Source organism: Sphingobacterium bovisgrunnientis, from assembly GCF_009829085.1.
Taxonomy (GTDB): Bacteria; Bacteroidota; Bacteroidia; order Sphingobacteriales; family Sphingobacteriaceae; genus Sphingobacterium; species Sphingobacterium bovisgrunnientis.
In genome coordinates, this window is sequence record NZ_WUQY01000002.1 from 81,210 (window position 1) to 104,598 (window position 23,389).

Annotated in this window: 21 protein-coding genes and 1 riboswitch; of the genes, 3 read left to right on the top strand and 18 right to left on the bottom strand. The window is 35.2% G+C overall.

Translation table 11 applies throughout. From position 1 onward, the window contains the following. Positions 1–95: 95 nt before the first annotated feature. The 7 genes from GOQ16_RS01695 to GOQ16_RS01725 form a co-directional block, all read right to left on the bottom strand. Entirely contained in the window at positions 96–1,052 is a 957-nt protein-coding gene (locus GOQ16_RS01695; protein ID WP_149914570.1) for a methylenetetrahydrofolate reductase, read from the bottom strand. A 56-nt stretch (positions 1,053–1,108) separates the two neighbouring features. Beyond that, positions 1,109–1,207: riboswitch (SAM riboswitch) on the bottom strand. Positions 1,208–1,301: 94 nt separating this feature from the next. Continuing rightward, positions 1,302–1,733, bottom strand: coding sequence for an OsmC family protein (locus tag GOQ16_RS01700; protein WP_160067287.1), 432 nt, complete (start codon positions 1,731–1,733; stop codon positions 1,302–1,304). Positions 1,734–1,741: 8 nt separating this feature from the next. Continuing rightward, positions 1,742–2,056, bottom strand: a complete 315-nt coding sequence (locus GOQ16_RS01705; protein ID WP_160067289.1) for a GNAT family N-acetyltransferase — start codon at positions 2,054–2,056, stop codon at positions 1,742–1,744. Between the two features lie 5 nt (positions 2,057–2,061). Beyond that, positions 2,062–2,934 (bottom strand): pirin family protein, encoded by an 873-nt coding sequence (locus tag GOQ16_RS01710; protein WP_160067291.1) that lies wholly within the window; start codon positions 2,932–2,934, stop codon positions 2,062–2,064. Between the two features lie 172 nt (positions 2,935–3,106). Then, positions 3,107–3,979, bottom strand: coding sequence for a hypothetical protein (locus tag GOQ16_RS01715; protein ID WP_160067293.1), 873 nt, complete (start codon positions 3,977–3,979; stop codon positions 3,107–3,109). A gap of 77 nt (positions 3,980–4,056) precedes the next feature. Then, complete coding sequence (gene rimM / locus GOQ16_RS01720) at positions 4,057–4,584, bottom strand: ribosome maturation factor RimM (protein WP_160067295.1); 528 nt, start codon at positions 4,582–4,584, stop codon at positions 4,057–4,059. Between the two features lie 115 nt (positions 4,585–4,699). Further along, positions 4,700–5,224 (bottom strand): 30S ribosomal protein S16, encoded by a 525-nt coding sequence (locus GOQ16_RS01725; protein WP_149914574.1) that lies wholly within the window; start codon positions 5,222–5,224, stop codon positions 4,700–4,702. Positions 5,225–5,319: 95 nt separating this feature from the next. On the opposite strand from GOQ16_RS01725, the gene GOQ16_RS01730 reads away from it, so the two are divergent. Further along, positions 5,320–8,736, top strand: coding sequence for a UvrD-helicase domain-containing protein (locus GOQ16_RS01730; RefSeq protein ID WP_160067297.1), 3,417 nt, complete (start codon positions 5,320–5,322; stop codon positions 8,734–8,736). A gap of 15 nt (positions 8,737–8,751) precedes the next feature. Next, positions 8,752–11,640 (top strand): PD-(D/E)XK nuclease family protein, encoded by a 2,889-nt coding sequence (locus tag GOQ16_RS01735; protein ID WP_160067299.1) that lies wholly within the window; start codon positions 8,752–8,754, stop codon positions 11,638–11,640. Positions 11,641–11,676: 36 nt separating this feature from the next. Here the strand turns inward: GOQ16_RS01735 and GOQ16_RS01740 are convergent, their stop codons facing one another. The 7 genes from GOQ16_RS01740 to GOQ16_RS01770 form a co-directional block, all read right to left on the bottom strand. Continuing rightward, positions 11,677–12,543 carry a cupin-like domain-containing protein gene (locus GOQ16_RS01740; RefSeq protein WP_149914577.1) on the bottom strand — a complete coding sequence of 289 codons (867 nt, stop codon included), beginning with the start codon at positions 12,541–12,543 and terminating at the stop codon, positions 11,677–11,679. Between the two features lie 156 nt (positions 12,544–12,699). Then, entirely contained in the window at positions 12,700–13,722 is a 1,023-nt protein-coding gene (locus GOQ16_RS01745) for a gliding motility protein GldN (RefSeq protein WP_160067301.1), read from the bottom strand. 15 nt (positions 13,723–13,737) lie between these two features. Beyond that, complete coding sequence (porM, locus tag GOQ16_RS01750; protein ID WP_160067303.1) at positions 13,738–15,261, bottom strand: type IX secretion system motor protein PorM/GldM; 1,524 nt, start codon at positions 15,259–15,261, stop codon at positions 13,738–13,740. Between the two features lie 42 nt (positions 15,262–15,303). Beyond that, a complete protein-coding gene (gene porL, locus GOQ16_RS01755) occupies positions 15,304–15,951 on the bottom strand; it encodes a type IX secretion system motor protein PorL/GldL (RefSeq protein WP_149913584.1) in 648 nt (215 codons plus the stop codon). 56 nt (positions 15,952–16,007) lie between these two features. Then, entirely contained in the window at positions 16,008–17,309 is a 1,302-nt protein-coding gene (porK, locus tag GOQ16_RS01760) for a T9SS ring complex lipoprotein PorK/GldK (protein ID WP_160067305.1), read from the bottom strand. Positions 17,310–17,489: 180 nt separating this feature from the next. After that, positions 17,490–18,257 carry a uroporphyrinogen-III synthase gene (locus GOQ16_RS01765; protein WP_160067307.1) on the bottom strand — a complete coding sequence of 256 codons (768 nt, stop codon included), beginning with the start codon at positions 18,255–18,257 and terminating at the stop codon, positions 17,490–17,492. 10 nt (positions 18,258–18,267) lie between these two features. Beyond that, positions 18,268–19,218 carry a DUF4271 domain-containing protein gene (locus tag GOQ16_RS01770; protein WP_160067309.1) on the bottom strand — a complete coding sequence of 317 codons (951 nt, stop codon included), beginning with the start codon at positions 19,216–19,218 and terminating at the stop codon, positions 18,268–18,270. Between the two features lie 75 nt (positions 19,219–19,293). On the opposite strand from GOQ16_RS01770, the gene GOQ16_RS01775 reads away from it, so the two are divergent. After that, positions 19,294–19,860: a DNA-3-methyladenine glycosylase I gene (locus GOQ16_RS01775; RefSeq protein WP_160067311.1), complete on the top strand. Its 567-nt coding sequence runs from the start codon at positions 19,294–19,296 to the stop codon at positions 19,858–19,860. Here GOQ16_RS01775 and hpt read toward each other — a convergent pair. The 4 genes from hpt to GOQ16_RS01795 all read right to left on the bottom strand — a co-directional run bounded on the left by hpt (position 19,857) and on the right by GOQ16_RS01795 (position 23,361). After that, positions 19,857–20,402: a hypoxanthine phosphoribosyltransferase gene (hpt, locus tag GOQ16_RS01780; RefSeq protein ID WP_160067313.1), complete on the bottom strand. Its 546-nt coding sequence runs from the start codon at positions 20,400–20,402 to the stop codon at positions 19,857–19,859. The two genes, GOQ16_RS01775 and hpt, sit on opposite strands and share 4 nt — an antisense overlap. Then, the gene (locus GOQ16_RS01785) at positions 20,389–22,440 is read right to left on the bottom strand and encodes a transglycosylase domain-containing protein (protein ID WP_160067315.1); all 2,052 of its coding nucleotides are present in this window, start codon (positions 22,438–22,440) and stop codon (positions 20,389–20,391) included. The genes hpt and GOQ16_RS01785 overlap by 14 nt, the downstream gene beginning before the upstream one ends. A gap of 126 nt (positions 22,441–22,566) precedes the next feature. Beyond that, positions 22,567–22,920, bottom strand: coding sequence for a hypothetical protein (locus GOQ16_RS01790; RefSeq protein WP_160067316.1), 354 nt, complete (start codon positions 22,918–22,920; stop codon positions 22,567–22,569). Positions 22,921–22,965: 45 nt separating this feature from the next. Further along, on the bottom strand, positions 22,966–23,361 hold the full coding sequence (locus GOQ16_RS01795) for a hypothetical protein (protein ID WP_160067318.1): 396 nt from the start codon (positions 23,359–23,361) through the stop codon (positions 22,966–22,968). Positions 23,362–23,389: the final 28 nt, after the last annotated feature.

Here is a 23,389-nt window from a genome sequence, read left to right on the forward strand (position 1 = left end):
ACTATTATAAATTTAGAGGAATTAACGAAGCTAAATTGTTAATTAACAGAATTTAACAAAAAGAAAAAGCTTCCTGATTGGGAAGCTTTAATAGGTTAGAATAACTTTTCTACAATTCGTTTCGTTGGACCAGGATTACTCATGGTATAAAAGTGCAATACAGGAACACCAAAATCAATCAACTCTTTACACATATTGACCATCCATTCCGTGCTCACTTTTTGCACGTCTGCGTTATTTTTACATGCTTCTACGGCATCACTTAATTCTTCTGGAATATCCAAATGGAAAATTTTTGGCAAAGCAATCAATTGCTTTTTCGTCGTCAACGGTTTCAATCCTGGAATAATCGGTACATGAATATCATTTTCACGGCATTTCACTACGAATTCTTTGTATTTTTCGATATTATAAAACATCTGTGTAACGATGAATTCCGCTCCCATTTCAACTTTTTTCTTTAACCATTTGAAATCAGTATTGAAATTTGGAGCTTCAAAATGTTTTTCGGGATAACCTGCCACACCGATACAAAAATTTGTTTTTGAACTATTTTCAATATCTTCATGCAAGTACTTTCCATTGTTCATATCCGACACTTGTGCCAACAAATCCGTAGCATAGCCATGTCCACCTGGTGTAGGAATAAAATCTGCATCTCCTTTGCGCGCATCGCCTCGCAAAACCAAAACATTATCAATACCTAAGAAATCCAAATCGATTAACGCGTTTTCTGTCTCTTCTTTCGTAAAACCACCACAAATCAAATGCGGAACCGCATCGACCTTATATTTATTCATGATCGCTGCACAAATAGCCACCGTACCAGGACGTTTGCGATACGCTACACGTTCCAACAAACCATTATCGTGTTGTTTGTACAAATAATCTTCTCTGTGGTATGTTACATCAATAAAAGGAGGTTTGAATTCCATCAACGAATCCATTGTATTGAAAATACTTTGAATCCCTTGACCTTTTGCAGGAGGTAACAATTCGAATGAAAACAAAGTCTTCCCGTTCGCGTTTTTAATATGATCTACGATTTTCATGATTATTCTTTTCGTTTTAGGCCAAGAGAAAAGACACAGAGGTGCGGTCTATCCAAAACTTATCTTTCCCAATTGGGGTAGAATGTAGCACCTTGAAAAATATCAGGTTGCTAAGGCTTCAGCGGGTCTATTCCCTCTGCCTTTCTCTATAAGCTTCGCTAATATCGGAGTATTAACTCAAAAGTTAAAATTTAAAAGCAAAAAGATTTATGAAATCTTCAATTTGAAACGCAGAATTATCGATATTTACTAGATTTTCAGGTCAGTTTCTATCAAAATTTCATTTGAAAGCAGTTTATTCACAGGACAAGCTTCGGCAATTGCCATTAGCCTTTTCAGATCCCTTTCTTCTATATCTTTATTTTCAAATGAAATAGACTTCTTAAATGTCGCTGTTTTATCCGTCGTATTATGTACCAATTCTACATTAACTTGTATCTTCCCGATATTTAACTCTTTACGATCTGCATACATTTTCAATGTTGCAGCCGTGCACATACCCAATGATGAAGCCAACAATTCATAAGGATTAAACCCTTTATTTTGTCCTCCTAATGATTCCGGTTCATCACCGATTATTTCTTTCCCATCTAAAGTCGAAATAGTGGTTATATACTTTACATCAGCAATCGAGGCTGATATTTCCGCATTTATCGTCTTTACGTCTACTTTAGCATCCATGAATTATCCTAATTAAATTTTTCTTTATAATCATCACGCACAACCCTAACCCATTCTGGATGTCTTTTGATATAGGCGAATACCAAAGGACATAGCGGCACTAATGTATATTTATTCTCTTCAATATATGCCAATGTCTTTTCGATAAGCGCCGTAGCCACTCCGCGACCAGCCAATTCTTCTGGACTTTCGGTGTGAATTAAAGTAATTACATTATTTCTTTCTTTGTATTCAATAAATGCTGTATATCCATCAACTGTTAATTGGAATCGCTTTGCCTCTTCATTCTTAACAACGGAGATATTTTCGAATTCTGGTTTCATCGCTTTTAATTTAAATTACCAAATTTACCATTTTGAAAATCTTGGATTGCTTCTTCAATTTCCTGCTCTGTATTCATCACAAATGGTCCATAATGTACAATAGGCTCATTGATTGGCTCTCCTCCTGCAATAAATAAAACAGCATCTTCTTGTACATCTAAAGTAAACTCATCACCTTCATTTGCCAACAATGACAAATGATTTACTTTAACCTCATCAGTACTATTCACAATCACATTGCCTTCAACAACCAATATAAAGGTATTGTGAGAAGCAGGAATACTAAAAGTAGCATGCGCACCTTTTTGACCTTTAAAATTATACATTTCTATCGGTGTGAAAGTACTAGCAGAACCAATTACATCTCTGTATTTTCCAGCTATCACTTCGACAGAACCTAATCCATCTTCTAGCGTTTTGGTCTTAATAGTTTCTTTCGAGACACTCTGATATTTAGGTGGTGAAACTTTATCTTTTGCAGGAAGATTTACCCAAAGTTGTATCATCTGAAACACCCCACCTTCTTTACTCCATTCTGTTTCATGAAATTCTTTGTGCAACACACCATTTCCAGCAGTCATCCACTGCACATCTCCCTCGCCGATTACTCCGCCTCCACCACTGCTGTCTCCATGCTCTACGCGACCGTGATAAGCGATTGTCACCGTTTCGAATCCTTTGTGCGGATGCACACCAACACCTTTAGGAATTTCACTCGGTGGGAAAACATATTTTGAATTGTAATCCAACATAATGAAAGGATCCATTCTTTTTTGATTCAATTGCGGATAGCCTGGAATAAAATTATGTACTCTAAAACCATCTCCTACGAAATGTGGAGTTTTAGGTGAGAAAATGTGTTCAACTTTTCTAATCATATTAATAATACTTTATTTAACTGATCTATTTTTTAAGATAGTTAAAATTATGAAGAAAGCACACCTTAATTCTTAATATAGATTAATAAGTTTAATTACACTGCCGTTAATAACTTTATAATACGAGTCAAACTTATGATACTAATTGAAATAAAATAACTCTAACTAATTACTATTCGTAATGGAATTTTGTGACATAACTGAAATTACGAGGGAAAAAAAAATTTTCTATTTTCGATTGATTCTCAACCCTTTCTAATAAATTATTAGATTCAAAAAAATACTTAAGATCACTATGAACTCCATATGAATCCATGCGATTATACGATTTAACAGCATAGGTTAAGCTACTAATATCAAAATCTGCAAAGTTAACATAATGAGGAACAAATCCCAATGAATGAAAAACATCCTTTATAGAGTTAGGCTTAGTATCTTGTTCGATTATATATGAGACTTTCGAAACGTTACTATTAAATAGTGAATCCACGAGCCACCGATCTTGAAGAGGTCTTTTACCTGTATTTTGAACAGTAACAGAATCTAATCTCTTACCAGAATGAAAATAACTCACCACTTTTTTACTCTGCAAATCAAAAGTATAGATATATTCTATTTTAGAGATTTCATCTCCTTGATAGAAATACTTAATATTGAAACGATAGTTCGAAGAAGGCAGAATATAGACGGTAGACAAATCAGTTACTAGTTTTATCTCCGAAAGTCTATTCTTCTGATCGTACATATAAGCATAAACTAAATCAAATTCTGGCGTGCCTGATATGAAGTTTGGATCAGTTTCTTGAGATACCCGCTGTAATTCTTTAATTACCTTTCCGTCCTCATTGTAATAATAGTTTGATGTTCCAACTTTTACAATTCGTTCACCTTCGTATTCAACATTCATCTTACTAGATGATACTGGCAATCCATCATAAATTAATTCAATGGATGTAAGTTTTCGTGAGTTGATAAGTTCCTCCTTATCTCCACAACTAAACAATATTGCAGAATATATACTAAAATATAATATCGCTTTTTTCATTATACCGGCTTATTGTCTAAAAATAAATAAAGCGAAGTGGAAATACCAATTCGCTTTAATATATCTAATAAAAACTTTTACTCCTTATATAAATCAACCAATCCTTCTGGCAGATCTACTTCGATAATTTCTTCATCCCCATCTATACCTAAAATCAAATCTTCCGAAAGCGGAAACATCAATTGCTTACCTTCTTCTAACTCGACTGTTGCAATAAATTGTTGTGGCATTTCAGTCACATCAACAATTTCACCCAACTCACCATGCTCTTCGTCTATAACCAGAAAACCAACTAAATCTTTCCAACGGAAATCGTCAGGATCGCGCTCGGGCATTTTATCGTTTGGAAGATACATCTTGCGTCGCACTATAGCCTGCGCCTTGTCAATATGATCCACATCCTCAAAGGTTGCGTAAGCTGTACTATTTTTCTGCAATTTGATAGCATCCACGAAATAAGGAACCAATTTTTTGTTCACTTCAAGAAAGATAACATCCAATTCCAACTCATCGTAATCCTCAAATTCGAAAAACAATTGCACTTCCCCTTTTAGACCACGCGTCTTAGATACATATCCGATGTAAAAACTTTCCTCTATTGTCATGCTATAAATTAAAAAGACAAAATTAAAAAATAAAAAAATATGGTAAAGACCCCAATTCAATAAAAAAGCCGATTCAAAATCTGAATCGGCCTTTCTTGAATACTGTATGAAAGGATTAACCTTCAGTTTCTTCAGTTGTAGCTTCTTCTGCAGCCTCTTCAGCTGGAGCTTCTTCAGCAACAGGAGCATTTTTAGCAGCGATAGCAGCAGCTTTAGCTTCTTTTTTAGCAGCCTCAGCAACTAAAGCAGCTTTTTTAGCTTCATCTTTAGTGTTAGCTAGACCATCTTTTTTACCAGAAATTTTCGCTTCGTTAGACGCAGTCCAAGCCGCAAATTTTTCTTCTAAAGCAGCCTCATCAAAAGCACCTTTTTTCAAACCACCTTGCAAGTGTTTTTTGTACAATACACCTTTGTAAGAAAGGATAGCACGAGCTGTGTCTGTAGGTTGCGCACCTTTGTTCACCCAGTCCAAAGCTTTGTCAAAATCCAAAACGATAGTCGCTGGATTTGTGTTTGGGTTGTAAGAACCGATACGTTCGATGAATTTACCATCACGTGGAGCACGTGAATCTGCTACTACTAGGTGGTAAAAAGGACGTCCTTTTTTACCATGTCTTTGCAATCTGATTTTAGTTGCCATGTTTTGTAATTATTTATGTATTCAACATATCCCCCGTACTTCATGCATGAGGGGACGCAAAGATAAAAATATTTTTTCAAACTAAAAAGCTTTAAATGAGCCTACTCTATAATGCGTTTGATATAACAGCTTTTTTAATGTATTTTCAATCTTCCAAATCGTATTTCGAAATGACGCATGTAGCTCCATTAAAAATTCTTAAAGCTTCCGCAGGTTCAGGTAAAACTTTCAGCCTCACTTTACATTATATCTCCTTACTCATGACCAATGAGAACAGCTACAGAGAGATTCTTGCTGTTACCTTTACCAATAAAGCGACAGCAGAGATGAAAGAACGTATTCTTTCAGTGCTGCAAGGTCTTGCTGTTGGTGAAACATCAAGTAAGATTGATAGCTTTAGAAAACTACTTTTGGAACATAATCCACAATGGTCAGCTTCGCTCATTCAAGAGAAAGCATATCGTGTTTATCGCAGAATTTTGCACGATTACAGTCATTTTACGATTAGCACCATTGATGGTTTTTCGCAAAAAGTCATTCGTTCTTTTACGTACGAACTGAACCTAGATGCAGCGTTTAAGATTGAAATGAACACCAACAAAGTCAAAACAGATTTGACGATGATGCTGAATCAATTGTTGGACGAAAAACCAGAATTATTGGATTGGATTATTGGCTACGCCGAAAAGAAAATTGCTAACAATGAAAATTGGAATTACCGCAATCAATTGAGCCAATTGGCTAGTTTGATATTCACAGAGAATTTTCAAGAGTTTGATGGCGCCTTAGCATCTGCTGATACAAATGAGATTTTTAATTTACTCAACAAAGAGGTTTTTGAGAAAACACAATCTTACCTTGATAGCTTAAGTCTAGCCATTCAGTCTTTTCAAGAAACATTCAAATCCTTGCATGTAGATGCCAATGAAATGAAAGGTAAATCTCGAAACCCCCTAGTTTCGGCAAATAAAATTACGCCACAAGTTCAGAAGTTGTCTTTATCTGGTCTTATAGAGTTACTAGGAAAATACACCAAACTAATCGACGATGAAGATCCGTATACTGATAAAGACAAGAACCTACGCTATGATCTGATTGAAGGATTTAGACCGGTATTGAGGCAATTTGCGACTTTAGAACAGTTGTTGCCAACCTATATTGCTTATCAATCTGTGCAAGGCAATCTTTATTATTTAAGACTGCTGAAAGAAATGTCTGACTTGCTTAGTACTTGGCGGAAAGAAAATAGTGCACAATTGATTTCTGATTCGCAGATATTGTTGAACAAATTAGGTTTAGACTCACACAATGACCCGACATTTATCTGGGAAAAAATTGGTAATCGTTATAATTATTTCTTGTTTGATGAGTTTCAGGACACTTCACGTATTCAATGGAAAAATTATAGTCCTTTATTATTAAATGCATTGAGTAACTCCGAAGGATTGCAAAATGAGCATTTGATTGTCGGGGATGTCAAACAAAGTATTTACCGCTGGCGAAATGGTGATTGGCGCATTTTGTTGCAACAGGTGGAAGAACAGGTTACTAAAAATTTCCATCTGGATGCAGATAATACAAAGCATTTTATTGATAATGGAATATTAGAAACTAATTTCCGAAGTCTGCCAAATATCATTCGATTTAATAACTATCTCTACCAATCTATTCCGACTCAAATGCAAAATGTGCTGAATGATATGGCTCAAAATGAGCTTTCGGAAGAAGGTATACGCTGGTGGCGAAATGCACAGAACGATAGTATGCTTGTGCGCGCTTACGAAAATAGTGCACAGGAAATTCCTGAATTTAAGTTAAATGATCCGAATAAGCAGGGATCAATAGAAATAGAATACATAAATGTAGAGGATAGCCGATGGAGAGCAAATCAAGCCAAGGAAGAATCTATCAATAAGCTTTGCGAAAAAATAGATAACTGGATTTCGAGTGGTAGATATGATGCCAAACAAATTGGTATTTTGGTACGTAGCAATAGGCAGGCAGTAGAGATTATTCAAAAGCTGATGGAGTACAAAAATGCTACAGGACTGCAATTTGATGTGATTTCGGGAGATGCATTATCTCTGGCATCGAACGATGCTATCGGTCTATTGGTCGAATCGTTAAAAGCTTTCATTTACAACAGTGACAAACATGTGATTCACCATGCGCGCATGGCTTATCTCTATCAGATTATTTCCACCCAAAAATCTTTTGAAAATGACGCCTGGTTGAATTTTAGAGATAATAATATTGAAAATCTCCAAAGTCTTATTCCCGAAAAGCTTATCTCGGACTGGGATGTTTGGCAGAAATTACCGTTGATTCATCTTGTTGAGAAACTTATTGAAATCTACGGTTTCACATCCGAGCACAATGTGCATTTACCGTACATATTGACATTTAAAGACATTGTAGGCAATTTCACCGCAAATGGCGAACGAGGTATAAATCAGTTTATAGAGTTTTGGGAAGAAGATGGCAATAAAGCAGTATTACCTTCAAGTGGAAAAGTAAATGCTATAGAAGTCACTACTATCCATAAGTCCAAAGGTTTAGCTTACGATGTGGTGATGATTCCGTTTTGCTCGTGGACGTTAGATGGTATGGCTAACGGGGATTTTTGGATTAATACCGAAAATACACCTTTTGTACAGCTAGGAAGAATTCCAATTAAATACAGTTCTTCAGTTGGAAAATCCCTTTTTTACCAACAGTACTTTGAAGAAAAGCTGTTTAATTACATGGATTCATTGAATACATTATACGTGGCAACAACTCGAGCTATCGAACATATTTATATCAGTGCACCAGCATTTGCTACAGATAAGAAAACTGGTAGCGTTAAAGTATGTAATGACCTCATTTCTGATGTCATCTATCAAGTATTAGATAATCCTAATGCGCCATTTCCAATTGAAGAGCAAAAAATTCAATTGGACAATATCATTGTCAAAGAAGAAAACAAAGAGTTGGTCGATAGTGGGAAAATAGCTTTAGAGCGCTATCCTATTTCAGTAGCAATGGAAAATGCGTTGGATAAAAACAGTAAACGCACGATAAACACCATTTTAATGCTCGAAAAAGCATCGCAATACGGTATTCTAGCGCACGAAGTCATGTCAGAAGCTTCCAAAGAATCGGATATTCAAAAGATCATAGCGCGCTATATTGATGAAGGTATTTTAGCGGTAGAAAATAAAGACCTCCTTGAAAAAGAAATTTATCAAATATGGCATCATCCACAAATTAATCAATGGCTTTCTGGGGAATACAAAATCTGGAACGAATCAGGGATTATAACTGCAGATGGTCGAACACTCCGCCCAGACAAAGTCTTTACAAAAGAAGGAGAAACAATAATTTTGGATTTTAAATTCACAGGAGACAATTATATCGAGCATAAAACACAAGTTGATCAATACATGAAAGCCCTCCAAAACTTAGGTTATAAAAATATCCGTGGCTTTTTGTTCTACGCCAAGGTCAATGAATTAGTAGAGGTGAAATAGATTAAGAGAGTCGAAATGAACACAGCATTTTTAGCAGGAGTAGCAGAAGATATCAAACAACGCTTCGGGACAGATTTGTCCGAAATAGCGATTGTTTTCAACAATAAACGTCCGATTACGTATCTCAAAAAACATCTTGCAGACACGTATGGTCACGCGATATGGTCGCCACAGTTTTACACTATACAAGAGTTTTTCAGTTTGGCTTCCGAAGCAGAGCAGGTGAGCCAATTAACGCAATTTTTCTATTTGTACGAATTGCACAATGAATTGTTAGGCAAAGAAGGACATGAACCCGAAACGCTTGAAGAATTTTATCCGATTGCTGAAATTATTTTAAGTGATTTCAGCCAATTGGATTATGACTTGGTGAATATCGATCACATCTATATGGAATTGTACGATACAAGCAAAATCGATATTGAGTTCCAGCATTTGACTAAAGAACAACAAGATTTTATTCGTAAATTTTGGCAATCATTCAGTATAGCAGGGCATACAGGTATTCAAGAACGATTCTTGAAATTATGGAAAAGACTTCCTATACTTTATCGTGCTTTCAAACAAAAATTAATAGAACATAAGCAAACTAATTATCCTACGATTTATCGCCAATTGGCAGAGGGAGAATTAGATAGCATTTCATTAATAAAACCTTTCAAAAAAATTCTATTTGTAGGATTTAACGCGTTGAATAATGCGGAAGCTAAACTTTTCAAACAATGGCAAGAACTAGGAAAAGCGCTATTTTATTTTGACACCGATGCATATTATTTGGAAGACAAGCAACAAGAAGCTGGGTTATTTATCCGAAGGAATATATTTCAGACGGAATTACAGAATGCATTAGGCGAAGCACCCAATGTCATTGGAAATCGTAAGGATAATATACACTTGATTGCTTCTAGTGGTAAGGTTAGTCAAACAAAACTTCTTCACGATGTCTTGTTGGGAAATGAAAAAGAAGGAAAAACCTCTGCTATTCTATTAGCTGACGAATCCTTATTGGTTCCCTTATTACAAAGCTTACCCAATCTCAAAGCAAACATCACAACAGGTTTTCCGCTGACACAATCTCCGATTTTTGGTATACTAGATTTGTGGATGCGAGTGCATGAGCAAGTTTCGCATCTTAAGAAAACAAAAATAACATATCAAGAAGTACAAACATATTTGAACAATCCACTAACCAAAACTTCAACTAAAGAAAAAACGGCTTTACAAAAAGCCATTGCTGACAAACAACTTTTTGAAATCGATATTGACGATATAAGTGTCAAAACATCAGTTTTGCCTCATTTTTTTAGACCATTAGAATCCTCCAAAAAGGTCATCCCAACCTTGATTCATCTATTGGATGAATTGTTGATTTCCCTAGCGCAAGACACGCAAATTAAGCAAATCGATGCGAATCTATTGATCGAAACCAAAAAGGTTTTGAACCAATTGCATCTAGGATTTGAAAAAATGCCGCAACTGAGCATAATCTTTCAAATAGGTTTGATTCGAAAAGCAATTGCGCCGATTAACTCTGCTATTGAAGGAGATCCATTAGATGGATTACAAATTATGGGATTGTTGGAAAGCCGATGTTTAAATTTCGACAACATTTATATTTTGGGTGCTAATGAAGGTATTTTACCAAAAACTTCGAGTGCTGCAACCTTTCTACCCAACACCTTGCGAAGAGCATATGGATTACCCATTTTAGAAAATCAAGATGCACTTTCGGCGTACCTATTCTACAGACATTTGCAATACAGCACAGGTATTCACTTGTTTTATAACAGTATCGTAGACGAAAGCAGTACAGGTGAAGAAAGTAGGTTTATTCGCCAGTTGGAATTTGAAAGCAATTTTAATATTATAAAAAAGCAACAGCAGCAACCTATTCTTTTCCCTCCAAAAGAGGAAGAACTTATAATTCCAAAAACAGGTAAAGTGTGGGAAAAATTGTACGAGAAATATATAATTGGTAAAGCCAAAATTTCAGCAACAGCATTGACAACGTATTTGCTTTCACCGTTGCAATTTTTCTTCAAGCACGTTGCAGAAATCAAAGAACCACCACGCATTTCACAAGAATTTGAGATGAATGTATTAGGTACAGTTATTCATAATGTGATGGAAATCATTCTAAAACCATACAAAGGGTTAGCTGAATTTACTTCAACCCAAATATTAAGGGATAAAATCAATGAAGTTGATTCGCTTATAATTCTTGAAATCGGAAAACAGTATAGTGTTGAATTCACCGAAATTAATCAATTGAATAGTTTACAACTCATCATGCACAAGATTGCATGCGAGTACGTTAAAATGTATTTGGAATACGACGCAGAAAACTACCAGTCTTTTCGTATTATCGAATTGGAGAACGATGAAGATTATGTATTAGACTTTCCTATCCATGTAAACGGAAAAAAGGAAAAAGTGCAAATTTTTGGTATTATTGACCGAGTAGATGAAGTAGTTACTGACCTAGGCGAAGTTAAAAAACGCATTGTCGATTATAAAACAGGTGGAGATACGGTTGATTTCAAAAATATAGAGAAAGTTTTTGCGTCCAATACCTCGAATAAAGCGTTAATCCAAACTTTATTTTATGCGTATGTATTTGAACAAAAGACAGGTATATTAAATCTTGAACCGCATCTTTATGTCGCACGCAAAATGCGCGAAGAGGGAACGCTTTTCTATGGCAGCCGAGGAGCTTTGATGGAAGGTGAATTTTTAGCCGATCAAAAGGAGAAATTCTTCAAATTTTTAACAGCTACATTGGAGGAAATATTCAACCCAGCTATTCCTTTTAAACATAATCCTGAAGCACAAATTTACGATTCAGATCCTTATACTTTATTCTATAGAAATGCGATAAAAGAGGAAGAAGAAATTTCAGAGTAAAACAAAAAAGGTCGAATTAAATTTCGACCTTTCTTGCTATTTGTATCTATTCATTGCTTTATCAGCACGTTTGCGTGCTTTATCAATTTTATAATGCAACCATTTATCTTTAAAAATTTTACGCATCGTATCGTCAAAATGACGCGTAATAAATAAATTGCGTGCGCCTTTCAATTTTTCGCCCAAAGAGTTTGCTAAAGCACGTACTGAAATGGAATATCCTTCTGTTTCATACTGTATGTAATGCCAATATCCAGCAGGCATGTAACATGTATCTCCAGGACCAATCACAGCTTCATAACCATTCAAATATTTCAAAGCTGGATATTCTTCTAAACTACTAGTTTTCAGATTCGCAATACTGTGAAAATTGTAAGGCAACTTATACATAAGGTCGGACTGATCATTTGGAAATAACCAGATGCGTTTGTACCCCTGAAACTGCGAAATAAACACATGCGACATATCTATATCAAAGTGATTACGCGTAGCAGATCCTTCTCCACCAAAAAACATATACGGTAAACCTTGTATTACCTTACCCCCTGTCACGTCATTATAAATTACATCCTTTTTCAATTCTGGACGTATTTTCAATAAATTAAACAAGAATAAACGTAATTCAGTAGGTTCACTGCTAATTTTATCTAAATACTGTGCAAAAGTCATTTTACCAACGGGCGGACTTGCAGCGTAATTGTGGCCTTCTTCTTCCTTACCGTAGACATCAATTTTAACATCTCCAGCTATTTCCTTGAAATAATCATAACTCCACTTCGTCCAACAAGCACTATCCTTACTTATAAAATCTTTCAAGATAACGGGCTGACCTTTGTTTAGATAATCTCTAACAAAATCTTTAGGAGAAATTCCCGAAATGCTATCAACAGGTTTTAGTTTCACAAGCTTTTAGTTTTTTATCAAGTAAGTACAAACATAAAAAAAAATATTTCTACATTTTTATCTCTTTCCATATTTTATATCTACTTGTAATAGATAAAAAGATAGAACCCAAATCTGTAGAAATATCCTTTATTTTCTAGTGATATAAATCACTAATTAGTAAGACCATAAGTCTTGTTCATAATCCATAAGCGCTTTTTTAATGCGTTCAGACTCTAATAATCTATCTAAATCGTCATTTATATAATCTTTGATACGAAGATCTTCAGAATTAGATTGCTTAATTATATAACTAGAAAAAAGTCGTTTAATAAACACATCATCATAACTCAAACCCGTAGCATCACTATTTCTATTCACGACTTCTTTGTTTACAAATACATGTCTAGCTTCTGGAAAATAAATCCAAAATGCTGGCGTAGCGTCTACTTGAGGTCCGATATTGTTTACAGCGGCAATTGGGGCTACAGGCTGCTGAGCTTCAGAAGTTGCAACAGATTCTGAAGCTTGGACTGCAAATGGATCAAAAGGATCGGCATTTGCTACTGTTGATGCTTGTGCTTCGAATGCGGCTTCTACACCAGGTATTTGAGGGGTAATCAATGGTGCGATACCAATTATACGTGGCTCAAAAACTGCTCTTTGCTTGTCAAAAATCCAATCTTCTTTAATTCTGAATTTAAATACACTTTCTCCGCTCCAATCCCGTTTTTCATAATGCGAACCCACAACTTCATTGTTTTCATTGTATTGCTCAACCAACACGCTATCACCACCCAATCTTGCCATTACCTGATCGATAGGAAGAATATTTTTGAAGCTATCGCCATTAGGATCATTCTTCGTCGGTGTAGGATCATAAGCTGTTAATTCGCCTTTCTGAATTGCATCGACAATTATATCCATCAAGCGTGCCTTTGGAGAAGCAAAAGCTTGGTTCATTTTCTCGCGCAAATCAATCTCTCTCCATACACGCTTGCTGAAAGCAACATCAGTCTGACGAATAGGCGCGTAAGGGATTACCTTTCTATTCTCCACATCTGATTTCACAACATACCCATCCACTGGAGGCTCTTTCTCTTGAACAGGCGTCGTACTATTGGACAGGTTTCCAACTTGTGCATACACTGCAAAAGTAGATCCTATACCAATGATGAGTGTTAAAAATTTCTTTATCATAGAATATAAATTCTATTAGTTCGTTACTTGGAATGTGATAGCATTCAGATTTTGAGCTACTCCATCTGGACCCACCCCAACAATGTCATATATCATTACCACAGATCCCGCTGTAATACCTGATAATGCTGTTTTCATTTGCGCACTAAAATTATTCCCAGCAGCAGCATAAGGTCCAATTGGATCTACACGCGGTTTACTAATATACATGTTAAATTTAGTTACTTGGAATTTAGCATCAAAATCAAAATTTTCTAATGATGCTGAAACTACAGATTGTCCTCTTAACTGTGCAGCTGATATACGTCCTCCATCTTTACCACCAATTTTAGCTGTAGGTTTTGGAATACGCTTTACACGGAATTTGGACATACCCAAATTCTGGGATTTTCCATCAACAGTTGCAGTTACATTCAGCGTAACCTCACCTGGACTAGACACACGAGCAGTGTATTTGCCATTACCTCTGTCATTCAAAGTTACTCCAGAACCCGTAAGTTTTAGTGACTCAGCTGGAACACCTGGTGCCGATATAGACAACGGGTTGTCTACACCAATATACATCACATTCATCGCATCTGGTGATACTACAGCTGATGGTTTAGAAACTTGAAAAGTCATTGGCTCAGTTTCATAAACTTTTACTGTACCATCTGTTTGCTGAACTGATATAGAGCCTTTCCATGTATGCGTTCCTACGCCTGGTGTGTAAGAATATGTACCTTGTCCATCAGAAACGGGAATTGAAGAACCATTTACTGTAATTTGTGGATTCGATTTTGAATCATAAGCCGTTAAAAAGACCTTAGCTGTGTAAGGTTGCCCAGCTATCAGATAAGATGTAGGGGCAACTGCCACCGCAGCAAACTTATCCAAGTTTACCACCGCCTGATCCATCTTACCAAAAATATGCTTTACTACAGCTGATTCGGCATTCTTAGCGTCGGCATTAATTTTTTCCAAAGCAGTTATAGCAGCTGTCAAAGGAATACCATCGCCAAAATTAGATTCTTCCCACGACTTTTTTATTCCACCCCTAGGAGCAGGATCCTCTGCAGATAAAGCAAAACTTACTTCATTATTTGTCAATTTTTTAAGCTCAGCAGAAGTTTGATTTATCAAATCACGGAGTTCTTTACCTCTTTTTTCATTGATCATCAAACGCGCAGAAATATCTGTACTACTTCTGAATTTCACATCACCAGTCTCTTCATCTATACCACCACCTTCAGAAGAAAGTAATTTATTATATTCACCCACTTTGGCGGTAAGCTTAGCCACTAATGCCTGTGCTTGTTCTGCTTTTTGTAATATAGGTTGAGCTCTTTCTGGATTTTCTTTCAATTTTGTCTCTCTAAAAGACAAAAACATATTATCAATTCCGCTCTGTGTATTTTGGGTAGAAGTATTCAAACTATTACCCAAATTTTTAAATGCATCTAATATGGAATCACTTACATTCAATGCTACTAAACCTAGTAACACCAAATAAAGTATTCCAATCATCCGCTGCCTTGGAGTTTCTTTTTGTCCTGCCATGTCTTGTAATTTCTCTACGTTAGGTCTTAGATTTTACTACAATTATGCACGATTATTAATATTCATCGCAGACAACATATTTCCGTAAACTGCATTAAGTGAAGACAAATTTTTATTGAATGTCGAAACTTGCTCTTTAAATTGTTGCATATCAGCCGATGCTTCGTTGAATGTTTGCAAATCCGCCGCCGCACGCTCAAAGGCATGACTTAATTGCGAAGCTCCTGTTGACGCGGCATTCAATTTGTCCGCAAATTGATTAGTAGCAGCGGCTGTATCAGCTACTTTTGAAATAGAGGCTACTTTGTCACTAAATGTTCGCAAACCATCACCTAAGTTTCCAATCAAATTTTCGTCTATTTTAGCATTTTGCAACAGTTGATCAAGAGCGGCTGTGTTGCCTGTACTAACAGGCTGAGCGATAGCTACTGGTTGTACGCTACGTGCTGGAAGCTCCCCTGCAAAATCGTCATCCAATTCTGGGTAAACACGCGTCCAATCAACATCTTTCTCTGAAGCCATAAAGCCCATAATGAAGAATAATAAAGCTTCAACCGCCAATCCAATTCCGATCATCCATTCTCCACCTTTAAAATGAAGAATCTTGAACATTAATCCTACAATAACCACTGAAGCACCCCAATTTATTAATGTATTGATGCCGAAACCAAATTTGCTTTTCTTTGCCATTTCTATTTAAAGTATTATAAGGTTAAATATTTTTTATGTTTAGTATATTAATAGTTCTATTTTAATGCTGAACCAGCTACTCTAGTTACTCCTCTAAATCCAATATAAGATTTTGATGTATCTTGATATTCATATTGACGAGTACCATTTTGCAAAAAGAAACCCACGTCTTTCCAAGAGCCTCCACGAATCACTTTTCGTTTCATGGTTGCCATTTCTTCATTTCTAGCAGAATAATTATACGTCGGGTTCATATCATGCACATATGAATAACCTGATTCATCATAAGAAGATTGTGTCCATTCCGACACATTTCCCGCCATATTATAAAGTCCATAATCATTTGGAAAATACGAATACACTGGAGCCGTATAAGCATAATTGTCACTCATGTAATCCCCTCTTCCTGGTTTGAAATTCGCCATTAAACAACCTCTCGCATTTCGAGCTGTAGGACCACCCCAAGGAAATGGAGACCCCACACGTCCACCACGTGCAGCATACTCCCATTCTGCTTCAGTAGGTAACTGATAATCAAATCGCTGAGGTCTTTTGTTTTTTATTGCTTGATTATTATATAATTGCGTACGCCATGCATTGAAGGCTTGTGCTTGTTTCCAAGACACACCAATAACAGGATAATCATCATAAGAAGGGTGCGAGAAGTAACCCTTTACTAACGGCTCATTTGCGGCATAATGAAAGTCAGACATCCATACTGTAGTATCTGGATAGATACCTATCTTTTCTCTATATATAAAATCCGAACGTTTTTTATTTTTGTCATTCTTGTGGCGAATAGCATTTTCTAAATCATACCATTCGTAATGATAATTAATCAAACGAACGTCCATTTCATTTTTCCCAAAAAGCCTGTCCTCTCCTTGGTAGTACATACTTTCAATTCTCGACTTCACATTAGCATCAGTCGATTTCCAAGGAGATTGACGTTTAACCTTTTCCCAATCAATGTATTTTGTGTTGCTCTGTGCCTGAGTTTGTAAAAAGTATGAAGCATCACCTAAGTAATCTGTTACCAGTATAGAATCACGTACCCAATAAACAAATTGACGATATTCACTATTAGAAATTTCAGTGTCATCAATATAAAAAGGAGCGATAGTTACTTGACGGTTTTGCGCAGTTTGTGAGAAAGTGATATCCTCATCCGACTGTCCCATTATAAAAGTGCCACCAGGAACTAATACCATCCCATAGGGTGTTTTACTAGTCTTCAGTTTATCTAAGCGCACTCCAATTAATTCTCCATTTTTTGTAGATGTCTTACATCCAATAGTTAGTACGATTAATATAATACCGAAAATATACTTTAAAAATCTCAAATGATTTACAATCATAAGTCTATAGCAAAATAGGTTAGTTCAATATCTAATAATATTGAAATGTCATAAAAATAAGGTAATTATAGCATTTTAGAAAGTTTAATTAAAATTAATTAATAAACAATCTTCATCCTCCTGCTATAATAAAAAGGGTCAGTATTTAATTATACTGACCCTTCAACTATATTTTTACGGCTACTTATTAACTAATTTTATATATTGCTCTACAGCCATAGTCATACTTGGTGCAACAGGTGTAGGTGCCGGAATATCTAAAATCAATCCCTTATCCAATAACGCTTGTTGTGTAGAAGCACCAAAAGCTGCAATACGCGTATTGTTTTGAACAAAATCAGGGAAATTTTCATATAAAGACTGAACGCTCGATGGGCTGAAAAATACAATCACATCATAAAATACATCTTTTAAATCTGTTATGTCTGTAATAACAGTTTTAAACAACACAGCTGGTGTGAAATTATAACCATTTTCTTGAAGCCACTTTTGCGTTTCTTCATTAGCGACATCCGAACATGGGAAAAGGAATTTTTCTTTACTGTGCTTTTTCAATACTTCTTCCAAATCTTTAGCTGTCTGCTTTCCAAAGAAAATCTTACGCTTACGATACTGTATATATTTTTGCAAATAAAGCGCTATAGCTTCCGAAATACAGAAGTATTTCATCTCTGCAGAAACTTCAAAACGCATCTCTTCACAAACCCTGAAGAAGTGGTCTACAGCATTTTTACTCGTAAAGATTACTGCTGTATGTTCAGCGAAGTTGATCCTTTCTTTCCTAATCTCTTTTGCAGGTACTCCCTCCACATGTATAAACCCACGAAAATCTAACTTCAAGTTATATTTTTCTGCTAATGCGAAGTATGGTGACTTGTCATTTTCTGGTTTTGGCAACGTAACTAAGATACTTTTAACTTTCTTAGCTCTAGCAACATCAATCTGCATAAACTTATCTTTAATTGTTTAGTGATTTCACTAATATTAAAACCGGCGCTATTTCTAGAGCACAAAGATAGAGAATTAAATAAAAGATTGAAAACTTTAGATTACCTAATAAACTAAAAGCAGAACGAATAATACGATAACTAAACAGCAAAATAGTGCTTACAATCAAGATTAACGCCAATACATCCAAATAATTATAAGGCAAAAAAACACCTAAAATTAAAATAGGAATAAGAATTAGTAAGCTATTAAAGTACACGATATATAAAACAGTGATGTAATCTCTGGCTATACGCTTTGCCTCAAATATGAGAGATATAATTCGGATAAGTAGAAATTTAGCTACAAACAAGAAACCAATAACTAAAGAAATACGCCCAAAATTATTCAATGTCAAAAAAAGCGTATCCTCTTTGGCACTGAAATATAGAACAACAAATAAGCCTAAGGAAAAACTAAAAATAATATATAAAAAGATATATGGCCAAGAAGTTAAGACATTATCCTCCTTACTTATTTGCGCGAGTACCCTTTCGTTAAAATAGCCGTAAATAATATTTAAAAATGTAGGATAAAAGAAAATTCGAACCAAACCAAAACTTATCAAAATCAACAAAAGAATACCAACAAGCCAAGCTGGACGATTCGATTTATCAATCAGTGGAGAAGCAATTCTTGTTTTTTTAAGCTTATCCATTTTAGCAAACCAAGCACCTAGATCGGTGTATTCTATTTCGATAATCCGCAACACGCTATCTTGTATAGGATTATGATTTAGCCTCTCAGAAGTGTCAAGAAAAATATAGTCAAACGATTTGACATAAGAGCTATCAATAGCTGAATTATCGTGATTAACTATAGTACTGTCCGTTTGAGAGAACGCTGTATCTAAGGAAAACGCATTACTCCTGCAAGAGAATAACAAAAACAAAAACAACAGGATATGTTGCTTATTTTTCATAATTTGCCTTAAAAAATCATTCCTTAACATACGATCTCAAAGGTATGATTTTGTACTAAATATTTAAACACAAAAATGGCAACAACAACAAAACGCTGTCCGTGGTGCGGAGAAGACCCTCTTTATGTAGACTATCACGATAAGGAATGGGGTAAACAAGTGACTGATGATAAAACACTATTCGAATTTTTAATTTTAGAATCTGCTCAAGCGGGTTTAAGTTGGTACACCATTTTAAAAAGAAGGGAAGGATATCGAAAATTATTTGCAGATTTTGATGTTGAACAAGTCTCACAATTTACAAATGATGACGTCGAAAGAATAGTTCTAGATGAAAGCATTATTCGACATCGCGGAAAAATAGAAGCAGCTATAAATAATGCTAAAATATTCATAGAAATTCAAAAAGAGTTTGGCTCATTTTATAATTATTTATATCAATTCTTACCTAATCAACAGCGCATAGAAAATAACATTGCAACAATGAAGGACATTGTACCGGAATCCGCAGAATCAAAAGCTATAGCAAAAGATTTGAAAAAACGTGGGGTAAAGTTTTTCGGGAGCACTATCTGCTATGCTTATATGCAAGCAGTTGGTATGGTAAATGATCACCTTACAAATTGTGACTTTAGGAACTAATCTCCTAAAGTCACTTCTCTATAAATATCTTTTAGGTTTCTGAATTTCCCATTATAATCTAATCCATAGCCTATTACAAATTCCTTTTCAATTTCGAACCCTACATATTCAATTTGATCGAAATCGTATTGTAGGCAAGAGGGCTTCAATAAAAGTGTACAAACCGCAACCTCCCTTACTCCTTCTCTTTGCAACGCATCAATTGTATATTTCAAAGAATTGCCACTATCTACCACATCTTCCACAACAATTACATTCCGATCTTTTATATCTATCCCAACCCCTATCAATTGAGATAAATCCCCTTGTTCAGTACCATGATAAGAGGAAAGTTTTACAAAACTCATTTCGCTGTCGATCTCAATTTCTTTCATCAAATCTGCCATAAACATGAAGCACCCATTCAGCACACCAATAAAAACAGGATTTTTGTCTTCGTATTTTAAATTAATATCGATAGCAATTAAACGTATTCTTTTTTTGATTTGTTCATAATCGATAAAAGGCTCAAATCGCAGCTCATCAATCTCAATTATTTTCATTCTTGTCCCCCATTAATTTTTCTAGTATAGATTTTCTAGAATTCTCTATCGATTCAATCTCACGCATGAACAATTCATGCTCATCAATTATATCTAGTGAAGTATCCCGAACAGCAGGAGCTTTTGGTCGAAGAGCAGGCTGCAATACAACTTGATAGAACCCGTAATTTTCTGGAACAGCCACATCATTTAGCTCACCTAGTTTATGCATAATAGAACCATAGGTATTAAAATGACGTTGCACCCAAGGTTTTAAATGTCCGGTGTATTCAAAAGAAGTCAAACCTGTCTTTGGTCGCGGAATTATGCTAGACAAAAACAAACTTTCTCCTATATTTAGTTCTTCAGGCTGCTTTTTAAAATAATAATCGGCAGCCTCTGTGATTCCGTAAACATTATGCCCCCATTCAATTACGTTAAGATAGATTTCAAATAGTCTATCTTTGCTTACGCGGCCAGAAGATTCCATTAACCAGACCAATAATATCTCTTCAAATTTTCGATTTAATGTTTTCTTTCTGTGTAGAAAGACATTTTTGATCAGTTGCATGGAGATTGTACTTGCCCCACGTTTAAATTTCTTTTCTTTAATATTTGTTGCAATTGATAATTTGAATGCTTCTTCTTCAAATCCATTGTGCTTATAAAAAAAAGGATCTTCCGTATTTCTTACGGTTGTTTTTAATACATATGGGATTTGATCTAACCTCTTAAATTTAGGATTCTCAGGTCCAACAGCAAAACGTTTTACTAATACTGTATCATTGTAGGCATCATATATAAATGACGAATTCAGCGAATCAATGTTTGCTTGCCCCCAAGAAATCACTTTTAAATCTTCATCATCAATTTTGGATTCAAATATTAAGTCATCTGGTTTATCCAGATTTACAGAGAAATCTAAGTCATAAGCTATACTCCCTTCCACTTTAACACCCTCCACATTCTGAAACAAACCATTAGGAATAGCATCAAAAAAATCTTGAGCTTGAAACATTCCTGTGTGAATGGCTAGATCAAATTGCTTTGTTGGTTTTAAAGTAAGTTTGATTTGAGGAGATATAGAAAAATCTTTAATTCGAATCGTCGAGTATTCACGCAATGCGACATAATTATCTGCAAATTGCAAACCACCTTCCATTTCTGCACTAGGCAACACAATTGTGGAATCAGACAACCTACGATGATTTATTTTTAAATTTTCATATGCGAAAACACCATCAACCTCCAACAAATTTTTTTTGATTTTTATTATATCTTGCAGATCAAAAATTAGCTTATCAAAACTTACGGACAAACCAAACTTACTGCGTAAAAATGGTAATTCGACATCTGCTTCTTTTGAGGAAACCTCTACACGCATACGCTGTGATCCTGCATTGACCTTCCCCGTAAGTATCCATTCAGCTTCATGATCATTCAAGAACACGGAAGATTCGAACTTACCAGAATTCATAATTGCCTCTGGAACATGCACTTGTTGTGAAATTTTATCATCCGTGTATGAAAGCACAAAATTTTTTAAAGTTAAATCATCAGGTACGGTGGCGAAAAACTGCTTACTTAATCTTTCTGCCAAGTCCGCAAAGCCCTTAGATTCTGATTTATCCTTTTGTTCAGTAACACTTTTGCGTTTTTTGAAAATAAAATCGTAATTGCTGATAGAATCTTTCTTTACAAAAGTAAGTGAACCATTTTCTACACCAATAGCCCCGATCTCAATATTACCAATCAACAATGGCAATACACGAACTGAAACTGAAAAAGACTCCATAGAAGCGAGTGTGTCTCTATTTTCAGGAATAATTAACAAATTTTTAAATTCCACAGTTGTAAATCCAGAAAAATAATATTTATCAACTGTAAAAGTTACATCGTAATCATTCTTCAATTTTTGTTGAACCTTATAAATCGCTTTATCTAGCAGACCTTGACGTTTAGACATACCTATTGCAAATCCACCAACTAGAATTACGATTACTGCGACACCAACAATTAAAAACCATTTATTGCGTTTTCTTGAAAAGAAACTACCCATAAATCATAGTACTTAAAATTCTGACTAAAAATAGAGTTTTAAATTTGAATACTTTATTATCAAAATAAAAAAAGCTATACTTCATTACAAAGTATAGCCTTTTTTAACTAAATTATATATTCCAAATTAGAATTTATACGCTATTGATAATCCGCTACGGATATTGCCCCAAGGACTTTTATTCAAAGTAATGTCCGCACCATTTGCATGAACGTTGTAATCCATCTTAAACTTCAGTGGTAAGTCATTTAAACTTTCCTTCAAGTCACCTAATTGATCTCGTAATCCGGCTTGTTCATCTGCGTTTAACGCCATCTTACCCGCGAGATTGCCTTTCGACATTCCATAACCTGGCCCAATAATTCTCCAGTCTAAGAAAATATTATCCTTTAATCTGAAGTTAATACCAGCAGAAATACCAGCTGTAACAGTAGTCAAATCTCCTTTCAAACTAATAGTTTCTTCACGATCATATACCATTTGACCTTGATATTCAATGGATACATCATAAGTATAAGGCGCTGATTAATTGAATTTTGCATATTTAACGTAGGGTGCCAAATAAAATCCTTGACCATAACCCTTTTTAGAAAGATAATATTTAAACTCTGGAACTATAGCGGTGCTAGATGATTTCATTCCATCCAACAAAGAATTAACTTCTGCATCATCGACAATGTCCATAATGCGGGATTTGAATGGTAATTCACTTTCTGGACGTAAATTAAGTGCTACACCTACTGCAAATTTTTCACTTAAAACACGTTCGTACTCCACTGAAATCTTTCCGCCAAGTAGGGGCAATAAATTTAATTTCACAAAATTAGGCTGCTCTAATGTATTCTCTATTTCTACAGTTTCTTGAGCATTGACACCAATAATTGAAATAGCCAATGCTATTGTTAATAATATGTTTTTCATCTAATGGTTATTAAAGTTTGGTTTAAAA

Bases quoted from the DNA above. Each gene is read 5' to 3' on its own strand.
- GOQ16_RS01695 (WP_149914570.1), bottom strand. From the start codon at position 1,052: ATGAAAATCGTAGATCATATTAAAAACGCGAACGGGAAGACTTTGTTT.
- GOQ16_RS01700 (WP_160067287.1), bottom strand. From the start codon at position 1,733: ATGGATGCTAAAGTAGACGTAAAGACGATAAATGCGGAAATATCAGCC.
- GOQ16_RS01705 (WP_160067289.1), bottom strand. From the start codon at position 2,056: ATGAAACCAGAATTCGAAAATATCTCCGTTGTTAAGAATGAAGAGGCA.
- GOQ16_RS01710 (WP_160067291.1), bottom strand. From the start codon at position 2,934: ATGATTAGAAAAGTTGAACACATTTTCTCACCTAAAACTCCACATTTC.
- GOQ16_RS01715 (WP_160067293.1), bottom strand. From the start codon at position 3,979: ATGAAAAAAGCGATATTATATTTTAGTATATATTCTGCAATATTGTTT.
- rimM (WP_160067295.1), bottom strand. From the start codon at position 4,584: ATGACAATAGAGGAAAGTTTTTACATCGGATATGTATCTAAGACGCGT.
- GOQ16_RS01725 (WP_149914574.1), bottom strand. From the start codon at position 5,224: ATGGCAACTAAAATCAGATTGCAAAGACATGGTAAAAAAGGACGTCCT.
- GOQ16_RS01730 (WP_160067297.1), top strand. From the start codon at position 5,320: ATGAGCCTACTCTATAATGCGTTTGATATAACAGCTTTTTTAATGTAT.
- GOQ16_RS01735 (WP_160067299.1), top strand. From the start codon at position 8,752: ATGAACACAGCATTTTTAGCAGGAGTAGCAGAAGATATCAAACAACGC.
- GOQ16_RS01745 (WP_160067301.1), bottom strand. From the start codon at position 13,722: ATGATAAAGAAATTTTTAACACTCATCATTGGTATAGGATCTACTTTT.
- porM (WP_160067303.1), bottom strand. From the start codon at position 15,261: ATGGCAGGACAAAAAGAAACTCCAAGGCAGCGGATGATTGGAATACTT.
- porL (WP_149913584.1), bottom strand. From the start codon at position 15,951: ATGGCAAAGAAAAGCAAATTTGGTTTCGGCATCAATACATTAATAAAT.
- porK (WP_160067305.1), bottom strand. From the start codon at position 17,309: ATGATTGTAAATCATTTGAGATTTTTAAAGTATATTTTCGGTATTATA.
- GOQ16_RS01765 (WP_160067307.1), bottom strand. From the start codon at position 18,257: ATGCAGATTGATGTTGCTAGAGCTAAGAAAGTTAAAAGTATCTTAGTT.
- GOQ16_RS01770 (WP_160067309.1), bottom strand. From the start codon at position 19,218: ATGAAAAATAAGCAACATATCCTGTTGTTTTTGTTTTTGTTATTCTCT.
- GOQ16_RS01775 (WP_160067311.1), top strand. From the start codon at position 19,294: ATGGCAACAACAACAAAACGCTGTCCGTGGTGCGGAGAAGACCCTCTT.
- hpt (WP_160067313.1), bottom strand. From the start codon at position 20,402: ATGAAAATAATTGAGATTGATGAGCTGCGATTTGAGCCTTTTATCGAT.
- GOQ16_RS01785 (WP_160067315.1), bottom strand. From the start codon at position 22,440: ATGGGTAGTTTCTTTTCAAGAAAACGCAATAAATGGTTTTTAATTGTT.
- GOQ16_RS01790 (WP_160067316.1), bottom strand. From the start codon at position 22,920: ATGGTATATGATCGTGAAGAAACTATTAGTTTGAAAGGAGATTTGACT.
- GOQ16_RS01795 (WP_160067318.1), bottom strand. From the start codon at position 23,361: ATGAAAAACATATTATTAACAATAGCATTGGCTATTTCAATTATTGGT.